Annotated in this window: 10 protein-coding genes; 4 read left to right on the forward strand and 6 right to left on the reverse strand. The window is 38.9% G+C overall.

Going from position 1 to position 13,757, the window contains the following annotated elements:
- Positions 1 to 11 precede the first annotated feature (11 nt).
- From IPL24_07745 to IPL24_07755, 3 genes are all read right to left on the reverse strand, one after another.
- On the reverse strand, positions 12 to 1,400 hold the full coding sequence (locus IPL24_07745; protein ID MBK8363573.1) for an FAD/NAD(P)-binding protein: 1,389 nt from the start codon (positions 1,398 to 1,400) through the stop codon (positions 12 to 14).
- Between the two features lie 84 nt (positions 1,401 to 1,484).
- Positions 1,485 to 1,847 (reverse strand): hypothetical protein, encoded by a 363-nt coding sequence (locus IPL24_07750; protein ID MBK8363574.1) that lies wholly within the window; start codon positions 1,845 to 1,847, stop codon positions 1,485 to 1,487.
- A 64-nt stretch (positions 1,848 to 1,911) separates the two neighbouring features.
- Positions 1,912 to 4,176, reverse strand: coding sequence for an aconitate hydratase (locus IPL24_07755; protein MBK8363575.1), 2,265 nt, complete (start codon positions 4,174 to 4,176; stop codon positions 1,912 to 1,914).
- Between the two features lie 827 nt (positions 4,177 to 5,003).
- Here IPL24_07755 and secDF point away from each other — a divergent pair.
- Together secDF and IPL24_07765 are read left to right on the forward strand one after the other, a co-directional pair.
- Positions 5,004 to 8,009: a protein translocase subunit SecDF gene (gene secDF, locus IPL24_07760; GenBank protein MBK8363576.1), complete on the forward strand. Its 3,006-nt coding sequence runs from the start codon at positions 5,004 to 5,006 to the stop codon at positions 8,007 to 8,009.
- Positions 8,010 to 8,071: 62 nt separating this feature from the next.
- Positions 8,072 to 8,737, forward strand: a complete 666-nt coding sequence (locus IPL24_07765) for a hypothetical protein (protein MBK8363577.1) — start codon at positions 8,072 to 8,074, stop codon at positions 8,735 to 8,737.
- A 47-nt stretch (positions 8,738 to 8,784) separates the two neighbouring features.
- Here the strand turns inward: IPL24_07765 and IPL24_07770 are convergent, their stop codons facing one another.
- Positions 8,785 to 9,264: a DUF456 domain-containing protein gene (locus IPL24_07770; protein ID MBK8363578.1), complete on the reverse strand. Its 480-nt coding sequence runs from the start codon at positions 9,262 to 9,264 to the stop codon at positions 8,785 to 8,787.
- 94 nt (positions 9,265 to 9,358) lie between these two features.
- Between IPL24_07770 and IPL24_07775 the strand changes: the two genes are divergently transcribed.
- A complete protein-coding gene (locus IPL24_07775) occupies positions 9,359 to 9,700 on the forward strand; it encodes a twin-arginine translocase TatA/TatE family subunit (protein MBK8363579.1) in 342 nt (113 codons plus the stop codon).
- Positions 9,701 to 9,707: 7 nt separating this feature from the next.
- On the opposite strand, the gene IPL24_07780 is transcribed toward IPL24_07775, so the two are convergent.
- Positions 9,708 to 11,393, reverse strand: coding sequence for a DNA polymerase/3'-5' exonuclease PolX (locus tag IPL24_07780; GenBank protein ID MBK8363580.1), 1,686 nt, complete (start codon positions 11,391 to 11,393; stop codon positions 9,708 to 9,710).
- Between the two features lie 13 nt (positions 11,394 to 11,406).
- Complete coding sequence (gene sppA / locus IPL24_07785) at positions 11,407 to 13,176, reverse strand: signal peptide peptidase SppA (protein MBK8363581.1); 1,770 nt, start codon at positions 13,174 to 13,176, stop codon at positions 11,407 to 11,409.
- 79 nt (positions 13,177 to 13,255) lie between these two features.
- Between sppA and folK the strand changes: the two genes are divergently transcribed.
- The gene (gene folK, locus IPL24_07790) at positions 13,256 to 13,747 is read left to right on the forward strand and encodes a 2-amino-4-hydroxy-6-hydroxymethyldihydropteridine diphosphokinase (protein MBK8363582.1); all 492 of its coding nucleotides are present in this window, start codon (positions 13,256 to 13,258) and stop codon (positions 13,745 to 13,747) included.
- Positions 13,748 to 13,757: the final 10 nt, after the last annotated feature.

Genomic DNA, 13,757 nt, shown 5'->3' on the forward strand with positions numbered 1-13,757 from the left:
GAATCAAAACTTTATTTGGTAAGCAAAAGTTTAGCAAGTATTTCTGCCTGTTTTCTTAACTCAGGAACAGCAGTGCTTTCCCAAAGTTTGCCCTTCAGAAGTGAACCAAGCGTAAATATAGAATTGCTTTCATTTCCTTTTTCATCAATGATCCGGCCTTCTGCTGTTGCATCGACTCCAAGTTTCATATCGTCTGGTCGAATAATTTTTTTTCGAAGTAAGTTTGAATAAAGTTTGCTTTGAAATTTTGTTATATCGGTCAAAGGCCCTGTACAATTAATTATTCTTTGCACTTTAATAGTTTCCGAATTCTCACTTCCTCTTAAAGCAATTTTTACTTCCAGACATTCGCTTGATTCATCGATCCCTGAAATCCTTCCCGCCATTACCTGTAAAGTTTTGTTCGAAATCATTGACTGTATCTTTGCATGTATTTCTCCCGGAAGTCTGTGCCTGGCAACACCCCAAAGGTGTCTAAGATGCGCCATGAATCGTTTCTTGTCTTCGAGAGAAAGTTGTTGCCAGATCACTTGCGTCTGAGAACGTACAGCATCTACAACGGTCTCTCCGGATTCGCCCCGCAGATGCGCTTCACGTACATGCTTGTAAAATAATTTGAAAAGTTTGTTCAAATCAAATGGAGGCGCTAGCTCATCGAGTATATATCTTTGCGGATGATGCTTCTTGTGAGCAAGTATATTGAAACCGTTGGGTGAAAGCGCTACAATTTTTCCGCTAAATTGTTTTTCTTCCAATCCTAATACAACATCGACCATTGTTAATCCTGTCCCAACGATCAGAATTGGTTCTGTAGAATCGATATTGCTGATAGAGTCCTCCTTCCACGGATTTGCAAAATATCTTTTGTTGGAATGGAATTCTGTTCCGGCTAGGGGTGGATGCGATGGCGCATGATTTCCGGTTGCCAGAACGATCTTGTCAGACTCGATCTTTAATCCGGAACTGCTCGTTATAAAATACGATTCTCCGATTTTATCAATATCAGTTACTTCTTCTTTTATCATCCGGAAATTGACATGATCAGATTTGTTTTTCAGAGATTCCTGAAAAACGGAGTCAAGATAATTTCCATATAAATTTCTCGGAAGAAATTTGCCCGGCAATTCTTCTATATCAACTGCATTTCCTGAATTCAATTTACACCAATTCAGAAAATGATCCGGTTGATCAGAGAAAGCACTCATGTTCTGACAGGGAACATTCAGTACATGATTATCTGTGTAAGTTTTATAGGCGATTCCTCGTCCTTCAGGATATTCATAGTTAAACAAAGTTATGTTTAAAGGACTTTCTGCTTTTATCAAAAGATTTACAGCGGTCATAATACCGCAAAAGCCGCCGCCTATAATAACAATATGTTTACCGGAAGAAAAAGTCATTTCAAATCGGAGGGGTTTAGGCGAAGTTATATTATTTTTCCGAATATTAGAAGAGAAATTAAAGCCGGATTACTGCGAAAAACACTACGAAAAATTCAATTTCTTGTTTTTAATTGAGTATATAAAATCAGCAGCAGTTATTTCATTGTTTTCCTTTAAGAATAGAACTCTGATTGCATTTTGTTCCGTATCACTTAGAGTAACTATTGTATCGAATGCAATTGCTCCAATAGTAAATGATTCCTCTTCGATCGCTTTTGAAACGCAGAATTTCAGTTCCTCGATCATGCTTTCATCGTCTTCAAATTCTTCTTCATCGTCTAGATAGATCGGAACAAACTGGTCTTCGTCATTTACACATACAGCAAATGGAAAAAATTCTCCTGCTTCTTCCAGAAAGTATTTTGCATTTTCCTTTATTGCTTCAATTAAAACTGCTTTCTCCATGAAAGTAAATTCTGAGTTGGTATTTTAAAAAAAAGACCGGTGAAGTAATTACCGGTCTTTAAAATTATGCTATCTGAGAGCGAATAATATTCAATGCCCCGCCGGCCTTGAACCATTCGATCTGATTTTCATTATAAGATTGATTCACTTTGAATTCCTCACTTGTTCCATCACAGTGATTCAGAACGATAGTGAGTTGTTTGCCGGGTGCGAATGATGTTAAACCTTTGATGTCAAAAGTGTCATCTTCCTTGATCTTGTCGTAATCCGATTTGTCAGCAAAGGTCAATGCAAGCATTCCTTGTTTTTTCAGATTAGTTTCATGGATCCTTGCAAATGATTTTACAAGAATAGCTCGGACTCCAAGATGACGTGGTTCCATTGCAGCATGTTCACGTGATGATCCTTCACCGTAATTTTCATCTCCGACTACGATAGAGCCGACTTTTGCAGCTTTATAAGCTCTTTGTACTTGTGGTACGCCATTGTAATCACCGGTAAGCTGATTTTTAACGGAATCAGATTTGTCGTTGAAAGAATTGATCGCACCAATCAGCATATTGTTTGAAATGTTATCAAGATGACCACGGAATTTTAACCATGGACCGGCCATAGAGATGTGATCAGTTGTACATTTTCCTTTTACTTTAATAAGTAATTTCAGTCCTGTAAGATCTGTTCCTTCCCATGCAGAAAAAGGATCCAGCAATTGCAAACGCTCCGAAGTAGGGGAGACGATCACTTTTACATTACTGCCATCGGCAGCAGGTTTTTGATAACCCGCATCTTCGACAGCAAAACCTTTTGAAGGTAGTTCGTCGCCCTGAGGTTCTTTGAATTTAAATTTTTCTCCGGTTGGAGTAGTAAGTGTATCTGTTAACGGATTGAAACAAAGGTCGCCGGCAATTGCCATTGCAGTTACGATCTCCGGCGAAGCTACGAATGCATGTGTATTCGGATTGCCGTCATTACGCTTGGCAAAATTTCTGTTGAAAGAAGTTATGATCGAATTCTTTTTATTCGGATCATTCGTATGACGTGCCCATTGCCCGATACATGGTCCACATGCATTTGCTAAAACAACACCACCCATTTTTTCAAACGTTCCCAGAAAACCATCGCGTTCTACAGTGTAGCGGACAAGTTCTGATCCCGGTGTGATCGTAAATTCTGATTTCGTTTTTAAGTTTGCATCGACAGCTTGTTGTGCTAAGGAAGCAGCACGCGAAATATCTTCGTATGATGAATTTGTACAAGAGCCTATCAAACCTACTTCTAATTCAGATGGCCAGTTATTTTCTTTAACAGCAGCAGCGAATTTTGAGATCGGCCATGCAAGATCCGGAGTGAATGGCCCGTTTACATGCGGTTCAAGTTCGGATAGATTGATCTCGATCACTTCATCAAAATATTTCTCAGGACTGTCATAAACTTCTTTATCTCCACGCAAATGTTCTGAAACTTTATCAGCAGCAGCAGCGATGTCAGCTCTTTCAGTTCCCTGTAGATACTCAGCCATTTTTTTATCATAGCAGAATACAGAAGTCGTAGCACCGATCTCAGCACCCATATTACAGATTGTGCCTTTTCCTGTACAACTTAAACTCTCTGCTCCCGGACCGAAGTATTCTAAAATTTTATCTGTACCACCTTTAACAGTAAGAATGCCTGCAACTTTCAGAATGATGTCTTTCGCAGAAGTCCAGCCATTCATCTTTCCTGTCAGTTTCACACCGATCAGTTTAGGAAATTTTAATTCCCATGGCAATCCTGCCATTACATCACATGCATCAGCACCACCAACTCCAATTGCAATCATTCCTAATCCGCCGGCATTTACAGTATGTGAATCAGTACCGATCATCATTCCACCGGGGAATGCGTAATTCTCAATTATCACCTGGTGAATAATTCCTGCTCCTGGCTTCCAGAAACCAATTCCATATTTATTCGAAACGGATGCAAGGAAATCGTATACTTCTTTGTTTTTATCTAAGGCTGTATTTAAATCTTCAACAGCTCCGGTCTTTGCCTGGATCAGGTGATCACAATGCACAGTCGACGGGACAGCTACTGACGGCCGGCCTGCTTGCATAAACTGCAGAAGCGCCATCTGAGCAGTTGCATCTTGCATGGCAACACGGTCAGGATTAAATTCCACATACGAACGCCCTCGCTCATAAGCTTGCCTTACTTCACCTTCTGTAAGGTGAGAATAAAGGATCTTCTCTGTTAAAGTTAGTGGACGTCCGACAACTCTCCGTGCCGTGCTGATTCTTCCCGCCATTCCGGAATAAACCGCTTTAATCATTTCTAAATCAAATGCCATTCTTCGTAGATTTTGCGGTCGCAAGGTACGGATTTTCGGATAAAGGTTAAAGTTTTGCCTCTGATTTCGGAAATTGTACCGGGTCAAAGGTCAAGGTTCAAAGGTCAATCACAGCTATTGACCTTTGAACCTTGACCTTTGACCTGATTCTATTTTAAAGGTTGTAAGATTCTAGGCCAATTTACAAACATTCAAGGTGAAACCAACACTATATTGCACCAAAACCATTTGAATGTCAGAACTTTACAAATCTACCAATTCTCCAGGGCGCAGCAGTAAATTCTTCGGAATTACTTTTTTGCTATTTCAATTATTCTTTAGCGGACTACTCTTGTTTTATGTTTTGAGAAAATCGGAAACAGGACTGGAAATACTAAATGTTGTCTTAAAATAAAATAAAAACACTCTCACGCACAAAGATTCAAAGGGGAAAACGCACAATTTTTATGAGAAATAACTACAAAACAAATTCAATTCCTTTCAAAGTTTCAGAATCGATTCATCTGGATGAATCAGTCAGTACAGGCTATTCTAAAATAGGCGTCATACTTTTTTATGCCTTTTTGCTTTTTGTCATAAGCGCTTTTTCACTTTGAATCTCTGAGGTTTAATTCACAGTTTTCATTTGCATTCATTGGATTTCCCTGATCGGAGCAAATCTGCCGCTTTTGAAGTCTTGATTACTAGAGAGTTGTGAAGCCAACTTTAATCTGCAAACTTATTCATATTAAAACGCTCCAAAATTGGAAATTAAGCGTGATATTCTATCTTTGCACGCTCTTAAAAATTAACAATCAATTAGTTCATTCTAAACTTACTCATTACCCATGCAAAGTAAAGGTGCAGTAAAGCTATTTGCGATCCTGCTGGCACTTGTCTGCCTCTATCAACTTAGTTTTACACTTGTTACAAGAAATGTCGAAAAGGATGCGAAAGAATTCGCAGCTGGCGACCCGGCAAAAGAAAAGAGTTATATCGACTCTATCAACACACAACCGGTGTATCCTCTTTTAGGATTTACTTACAAGAAGTGTAAAGACAATGAAATCAATCTTGGACTTGACTTAAAAGGCGGGATGAACGTGACAATGGAAGTTTCCCTTGTCGATCTCATCCGCGCAATGTCAAACTTCAGTACTGATGCAACGTTTAACAAGGCGATTGAGAATGCTCAGGTAGCACAGACAAACAGCTCAGAGAATTTCGTAAAATTATTCGTTAAAGAATTTAATAAACTAGACCAGAACGCTAAACTTGCTGCCATCTTTGGTACGAAGGAACTTTCTGATCGAATCAATTTCAATTCGACGAATGCTGAAGTAGAAGCGGTAATTCAAAAAGAAGCAGATGCTGCTTTTGACCGTACTTACCAGATCCTTAAAACCCGTATCGACAAATTCGGTGTGACTCAACCTAACGTTCAGAAATTAGGTAACAACCGTATCCTTGTCGAATTGCCGGGTATCAAAGAACCGGAACGTGTACGTAAACTTCTTCAGGGAACTGCAAAACTTGAATTCTGGGAAACATATGATAACAAAGATATTTATCCGGTTCTTGAACAGGTAAATAATCTATTGAAAGGTTCTGTAAAAACAGATTCTGCTGCTACTGCACTTTCAGGTGATACAACAATTATTAATCCTGATACAAATGCTGTAGCTCCGGTTGCAACTGTAGATACTGCAAAAGACACGACATCATCATTGATGAGTCAGTTGGGAAATAAAGATGGTGATACTACTAAAACTGATTCTTCTGCAGCAGCAGATAAATCTTTCCAGGATTTCGCAAGAGAAAATCCTTTGTTCGCTGTATTAGCTCCGGCTATTCAGCAGAATGAAGCGAATCAAACTGAACTTCGTAAAGGTCCGGTTATCGGTTCTTCTCTTACAAAAGATACTGCCCGTGCAAATGAGATCATGAAAATGGACGCAGTGCGTTCTAAATTCCCACGTGAATTTAAAGCATTGTGGTCTGTTAAGCCAATTGATAAAGAAGGTAAAGTCGTTCAATTGGTTGCTATCCGTATGCCGGTCCGTGATCACCTTGCTCCATTAGATGGTGCTGCTATCGTTGATGCACGTAAACAAAAAGGTCAGTTCACTGACAACTGGGAAATTTCAATGAGCATGAATGCTGAAGGTGCCCGTGTATGGAAACGCCTTACGCATGACAACGTTGAGAAATCAATTGCAGTTGTTCTTGATGATTATGTTTACTCTTATCCGAATGTAATTCAGGAGATCGCAGGTGGTAACTCAAGTATCACAGGGCAGTTTACTCTTGATGAAGCAGAAGATCTTGCAAATATTCTTAAAGTAGGTAAACTTCCTGCTCCTGCACGTATCGTTGAAGATACAGTTGTCGGACCAACATTAGGTAATGAAGCGATCGGTTCAGGTTTGTTATCATTTGTGATCGCACTTTTACTCGTACTTGTATTTATGGTGGCGTATTATAACAACGCCGGACTTGTAGCTGACATTGCACTTTTTGCAAACGTATTCTTTGTAATGGGAATTCTTGCATCACTCGGTGCAGTACTGACCTTACCGGGAATTGCCGGTATCGTACTTACTATTGGTATGTCTGTGGATGCAAACATCCTGATCTTCGAACGTGTCCGTGAAGAGTTAACACTCGGTAAAGGAATGCGACTTGCAGTAAGCGATGGTTTCAAGCATGCCTATTCATCTATCATTGACTCCAACGTTACAACGTTGATCCTTGGTATCATTCTTTACATCTTCGGTTCAGGACCAATTCAAGGTTTTGCAACAACGTTGATCATTGGTATCTTAACTTCATTGTTCTGTGCCATCTTTATCACTCGTCTGATATTCGACTGGATGTTTGCTAAAAACAAAGAGATCAGATTCTGGAACAAGACTACAAAAGGAATGTTCAAGAATATTCATATCAACTTCGTTGAAAAACGTAAAACATACTATATGATCTCCGGAACGATCATCGCAATTGGTTTAGCAGCTTTCTTTATGAAAGGTCTGAACTTTGGCGTTGACTTTGAAGGTGGTCGTACTTATGTTGTTCGTTTCGAAAAGAACGTTGAAACGATTCAGGTAATTGATGCATTAAAAGGTCCGCTTACAAAATCTCCTGAGGTAAAAACTTTCGGTGGAAATAATCAGGTTAAGATCACGACAAGTTATATGATCGAAGACCAGTCGCCTGAAGCTGAAGTAAAAGTAAGTGAACTTTTAAATTCAGGTTTGAAAACAGTTCAAGGTGATGGAGGTTATAAAATATTAAGCTCGCAAAAAGTAGGACCAACGATCGCCGATGATATCAAGTCATCTGCAGTATGGGCAATCTTAATTTCCTGCGGAATGATGTTCCTTTACATCTTCATTCGTTTCCGTCGCTGGCAGTTTGGTCTCGGTGCCGTTATTGCCTTATTGCATGACGTTCTCGTTGTACTTTCATTCTATGCTATCTTCAACGGAATCCTGCCTTTCTCACTTGAGATCGATCAGGCTTTCATTGCGGCGATCTTAACGGTAATGGGTTATTCAATGACTGATACAGTCGTTGTATTTGACCGTATCCGTGAATTCGTTGGCGTACATCACCACGCTCATGATCAGAAGAAAGTAATCAATGATGCCCTTAACTCAACTTTAAGTCGTACGATCAATACTTCATTAACGATCTTCTTTGTTCTCCTTGCCATATTTATTTTTGGTGGAGAGGTTATCAGAGGATTTACATTTGCATTGTTGATCGGTATCGTCATCGGTACTTACTCTTCAATTTGTATCGCTACTCCGGTTGTAGTTGATCTTGCAAAAAAAGATCTTGCCGGTAAATAAGGAATAAAATTTCAACACAAAGAAGCCCGGCTTAGTCCGGGCTTTTTTATTAACTGAAATAAATGAAAAAATTTCTTCTTCTTATTTGTACATTATTTTTTTGCAATGAGTCCTTTGCGCAGGACGTAAAAGTTGAATATCTGGGCTTTGATGGAATAGGTGTAAAGTATAAACGATTTATGACATGGGGTTTGGGCTACCATCATGAATTAGGTGAAAAAATTACAATCGGTCTCAACTATCGGTCTTATTATGGTTTCGTACCTCCGCATGATCCGGATTTTGATAATACATCAAGTTTCGACATCGATGTAGTTGATCAAAATGGAATAACAGAATCAGCAAGAGTTGATTATTTCAGAGATCTCAGCTGGTATGGATTTTATTATTCAACAAGATTTTTTTTTAAAAGCATCAGAGATGATGGATTTTTCTTTGAAGAATCGATTGGATATTATCACATGAAAAGTATTATCGATGTTAAAAGTTTTTACTATGGTTACGGACCACAGTCAGCAGATATGTCTGTACTGGGTGAACTGAAACAAGTTGATATACTTATTCCCATTGGTCTGCACTTAGGCGCAAGAGCTTATGTGGAGACCGGTGCTAAGAATGATATTACTTATGATTTTGCTTTCGGTGTGCAATACCTTACCGGCAATTCTGATCCCATACTTAAGAATCCGGTTTTCAGAGACAAAGGTGAAACAATAAAAATTCAGTAAACTCTCCTTTGATATGGCTTTTTCATTTGGATTGATGTTCTGAAAAATCAGGCATGAACTACAAGTTTGTAGATGATCATAAATGTCATGATCCCGCTTAATGCAACTTTAAAACCTATGCTGATGATGGTTCCCATAAAAGTTGCAATACCCGAACGTGTCGCTTGTGATGTTGTTTTCCCGGCCATCATATCGCCAATCATTGCTCCAAGAAACGTTCCCAGCAACATGCCGATCGGAGTGAATACAATTCCGACTACCATGCCGATCATACTGCCAATTATTCCCTGACGAGTAGCGCCGAATTTTTTTCCTGTCCACAGAGGAATTAAATAATCAAGTGCTAAAACGATTACGGTCAATATTCCAAAAACGATCAAGGTACTTGTGGCAAATGGACGATTTGCCCATACCATACACCACATAGCAAGATAATTCAAAGGATGACCCGGTAAACCGGGAACAATACTTCCTATAAATCCTACAATACAAAGTAGAATGGCAATTATAATCAGGACTGTTTCCATGTTTTTTTAGTGAAAAACAAAAGTAGAACAATTCATAATGGGTATTTCATGATTACAGCAAAAAAAGACCTTACATTTACAGAAAAATAGAACAATGATACTTTCAAAATTGCTTTTCCTGAATCTTGGCGGAGGCGAAATATTTGTAATCCTGCTAGTCGTACTTCTTTTCTTTGGTTCAAAGAGAATTCCGGAACTTGCAAAAGGCCTGGGTAAAGGAATGCGTGAATTCAAAGACGCTATGTCAGGGATCGAAAACGAAGTCCGGAATGCTGCAAGTGATACACCTTCCCCTGCAAAAAAACCGGAGAATATTATTTCTAAAACGGATACGGAATCGCCTGCACAAAATGAATACAATCAACAAACTCCACCGGCTGATGGTCCACCGTTGACTCAATCTAAGACTGAGAATCCGGCGGCAAAGAATTTGTAATTCCGTATTAAAATTTCTCCAAAACCTCCTCCAGAGAAAGCGCATTAAATGTCATTGCCCGGGTCAATCCACCTTTGCGTGCAACACCAACACCAAAATGCATATCATGATAACCTTCTTTTCTGTGTGCATCGGGATTGATTGAGATCATTACATTTTTTTCTAATGCATATTGAATCCATCTCCAGTCGATATCTAACCGATATGGATTTGCATTCAATTCAATGACGACATTATTCGCAGCACATGCATCAATGATTTTCTTATGATCGATCGGATACCCGGGGCGCGATAGAAGTAATCTTCCTGTCGGATGCCCAAGAATAGTTGTGTATGGATTTTCAATTGCTTTGATAAGTCTTGCTGTAGCTTTTGGTTCTTCCATTCTTAAATTGGAATGAATGGAAGCAACAATAAAATCAAACGACTTCAATACATCTTCTGAATAATCGAGTTCTCCGCTCGATAAAATATCGGACTCGATTCCTTTTAAGATCCGGAAAGGAGCAAGAGTTTTATTCAGCTTGTCAATTTCTGCATGTTGTAAAATAATTTTTTCTTCACTAAGTCCATTTGCATAAAAGGCACTCTTGCTATGATCACAAATCCCCAGATATTCATAACCAAGTTCCTTGCAATAAACTGCCATGTCTTTCAAAGTGTCGTTCCCGTCACTGTATGTTGAATGATTATGGAGTATCCCTTTCAGATCCGTTTCTTCAATGAGATCATCAAAATCATTTTTATTCAACAGGTCGAATTCGATCAATCCTTCACGCAGTTCAGGAATGAAATAGGGGAGACCTGCGGATTCGTAAATTTCTTCTTCAGAATAAAATGTTGTGGTCAGATCGATCTGATAACCGGTCTCAAGTTTTTCTAAGTGAGATCCGGAAGCAGTCGTGATGAATAGTATGTTCTGAATAAGTTCTTCAGAACACAAATAGAATACGACTGGAATAGTTTCCTGAAAAATTAATGTTGCCTTCCGAATGGAGATCCCATTTTTATTTTCATCGCTGAACGCAGGTTGTTGTTCTTTGAAAAGTTCAGAGCCTGAAATATATTTTTGAAATTCATTTTCACTGGAATCAGTTACGAATTCAATCGATGTAATGATCTCGCATTTCCTTCGTGTTTGTCCGGAAATCAGAATTTCTGCATTCGGAAAAACTGTTTTGTATTCTTTAATGATTTCTTCGGAAACAAATTCTGCTATCGGATATAAACAATTTTTTGAATTTGAAATTCTGAATTCAATTGAGTCCCGGATCAGCTTTTGTGTCTTTTCTCCAAAACCTTTCAGAGTTACCAGTCTGTTTTCATTGCATGCATAAAGCAATTCTCCAACTGATTCGATCTCCATTTCCTTCCAGAGTTGTAGGACCTTCTTTGGCCCGATGCCTTTAATGCCGAGCATGTCAATTACACCATGTGGAGTTCTGGAAACCAGTTCGTCGAGATCAGAAAAACTTTGTCTGTTAAGGTAATCGCTGATTTTACTTTGCAAACCTTTTCCAATCCCTTCAATCGATGCCATTTCAACAGCATCCATTGATGATAAGGGCGCATTCAGTTTGTCGATCTTGAATGCAGCATTTTGTAATGAACGAATCTTAAAAGGATTCTCCGAATGCAATTCCATCAACTGAGAAGCCAGCCGAAAAGCTTTTGCAATCTGACGATTGGAAATATTCATCCGGCAATCAACGTATCGTTATTGAAAATGGTAGCCGAGCCTGAACACCTTCCATATTGACAAGTGATTCGACTTCATTATAATAAGTATAAGCTGCTCCAAGTTCATTTTTTACAGCAGAGATCTTCGCTTCTTCACCAAAATCTTCCATTATTTGCTTCATGAAATCTTTTTGTTCCGGTAAGGAAATCGTTCTGTGTTTATCCAGTTTTGCAAGCTTTGCAGCAATCTCAATTGCTGCATCCAGACCGCCGATCTCGTCTACTAATCCCAAAGCTTTTGCATCAGTACCACTCCATACCCGCCCTTGTCCGACACTGTCAACAGCTGATTTGTCCATCTTCCTTCCTTCGGAAACATGCGTAATAAATGTGTCGTAGATCTTTTCAACACTTTCCTGAATAATTGCACGCTCTTCTGTTGTCATAGGATAGAATGTACTTCCAATGTTTGCATATTTTCCTGTACGCACAGAATCAAAAGTAATTCCGAGTTTGTTGTTGAACATTTTTTGTGCATTGAATAAAAGTCCGAATACTCCGATCGAGCCTGTAATAGTTGTCGGTTGAGCTACGATCTTATCTGCAGCACATGCAATGTAATATCCGCCTGATGCTGCATAGTCACCCATTGAAACTACTAATGGTTTCGCTTTTTTTGCAAGTATAGTTTCTCTCCAGATCACATCCGATGCCAATGCACTTCCTCCCGGAGAATTTACTCTCAGTACAATTGCTTTGATCGTTGTGTCAAGTCTTGCCTTACGGATCGCTTCTGCAATTTTCTCTGATCCCATCTGATCATCACTTCCTTTACCACTTACGATCTCACCATTTGCATAAACTACTGCAATTTTTTTCGCAGAGAATTCTTTAATAGCAGGAAGTGAGTGAGAATATTTTTTCAAGTCAACAAATTTTACCTTGTCGTCACTGTCTAAATTGGTTTTCTTTTTCAGATCATCAAGTACTTCATCATAGTATGCTAACTGATCTACGAATTTTGCATCAAGTGCATCCTGTCCGCTGCGGGCACCCAGATTATCAGCAACTTTTTGAACTTCTTCACTACTTAGTTTTCGTGACTCTGCAATATCTTTTACAAACTGATTCCACAGACTGGAAATAAATTTTTGAGTTTGTTCACGATTCTCCGGACTCATTTTGTCAAGGATAAAAGGCTCAATAGCACTTTTAAATTTCCCGTGACGGATAACTTCCGGTTGCAATTCCAGTTTTTCCAGAGTTCCTTTCAGAAACATTAATTCAGCTCTGAATCCTCTGAAATCAATATCGCCTTCAGGATATAAATAGATCTTATCTGCAAGAGATGCGAGATAATATTCCCCTTGCGAATAACTTTCGCTGTAAGCGTAAATAAATTTCTTTGATGTTTTAAAATCAAGCAATGCATTTCTGATTTCTTCAACAGTCGCAATTCCTGTCTGTAAAGAATTTAAATTGATAAAAAGTCCATCGATCTTTGAATCAGTTTTTGCTGCTTCAATACTTTTGAGAATATCATCAAGTCCTAAACCTTTGTTGATTGAAATGCCTGTCAGACCGATATCTTCGATCGGATTTTTAGGAGTTCTTTCCTTGATCGGACCTTCCAGATTTATCTGAAGAACGGAATGTTCACTGATTTTAACTTTATCGTTTTCTTTCAATCCACCAATCATACTACTTACAATTGTGATGATGAAAATGATGATTAAAAATCCAGCAATAAAGAAGCCGGCAACAGAGGCCAGCATGAATTTGAAGAACTGTTTCATATACTTTAGTTAGAGAGGCGCAAAGTTAAATTAATTGCTTTGTCTTTCATAAGATTTGAAGTAGGTTTGAAAAAAATTAATGATGCAGGCGATATTACTTTTAGGGACGAATCTGAATGACAGAATGCAGAATTTGAGCCTTGCACGGAAAAACATCATTGAACGGATAGGTATGATAGAGGCCGAATCCGGTACCTACCGTACTGCACCATGGGGAAACACAGAACAAAATGATTTTCTGAATAAAGTTGTTGTTGTCCGGACTACATTGTCACCGTACAAATTACTTAGCGAGCTACTGGATATTGAAAAGGAAATGGGGCGGGTGAGAACGATAAAATGGGCGCCACGACTGATCGATCTGGATATACTGTACTTTGGAAACAATATTGTCAATGAGCCCGGACTAATCATTCCGCATCCATTTATTCAGGATCGTCGGTTTACATTGATCCCGCTAACTGAGGTTCTGCCGGATTTCGAGCACCCTATATTTCATCAGACTAATGCTGAATTACTTGCCAAAACGACCGATAATTCAGAAGTTTTTCTTCATGAAAATGGAGAATGATCGGATTTAA

Source organism: Bacteroidota bacterium (assembly GCA_016711505.1).
Classification (GTDB): Bacteria; Bacteroidota; Bacteroidia; order AKYH767-A; family 2013-40CM-41-45; genus JADKIH01.

What these genes read in the sequence shown, in the direction of transcription:
- IPL24_07745 (MBK8363573.1), bottom strand. Translation starts at nt 1,400, where the DNA reads ATGACTTTTTCTTCCGGTAAACATATTGTTATTATAGGCGGCGGCTTT.
- IPL24_07750 (MBK8363574.1), bottom strand. Translation starts at nt 1,847, where the DNA reads ATGGAGAAAGCAGTTTTAATTGAAGCAATAAAGGAAAATGCAAAATAC.
- IPL24_07755 (MBK8363575.1), bottom strand. Translation starts at nt 4,176, where the DNA reads ATGGCATTTGATTTAGAAATGATTAAAGCGGTTTATTCCGGAATGGCG.
- secDF (MBK8363576.1), top strand. Translation starts at nt 5,004, where the DNA reads ATGCAAAGTAAAGGTGCAGTAAAGCTATTTGCGATCCTGCTGGCACTT.
- IPL24_07765 (MBK8363577.1), top strand. Translation starts at nt 8,072, where the DNA reads ATGAAAAAATTTCTTCTTCTTATTTGTACATTATTTTTTTGCAATGAG.
- IPL24_07770 (MBK8363578.1), bottom strand. Translation starts at nt 9,264, where the DNA reads ATGGAAACAGTCCTGATTATAATTGCCATTCTACTTTGTATTGTAGGA.
- IPL24_07775 (MBK8363579.1), top strand. Translation starts at nt 9,359, where the DNA reads ATGATACTTTCAAAATTGCTTTTCCTGAATCTTGGCGGAGGCGAAATA.
- sppA (MBK8363581.1), bottom strand. Translation starts at nt 13,176, where the DNA reads ATGAAACAGTTCTTCAAATTCATGCTGGCCTCTGTTGCCGGCTTCTTT.
- folK (MBK8363582.1), top strand. Translation starts at nt 13,256, where the DNA reads ATGATGCAGGCGATATTACTTTTAGGGACGAATCTGAATGACAGAATG.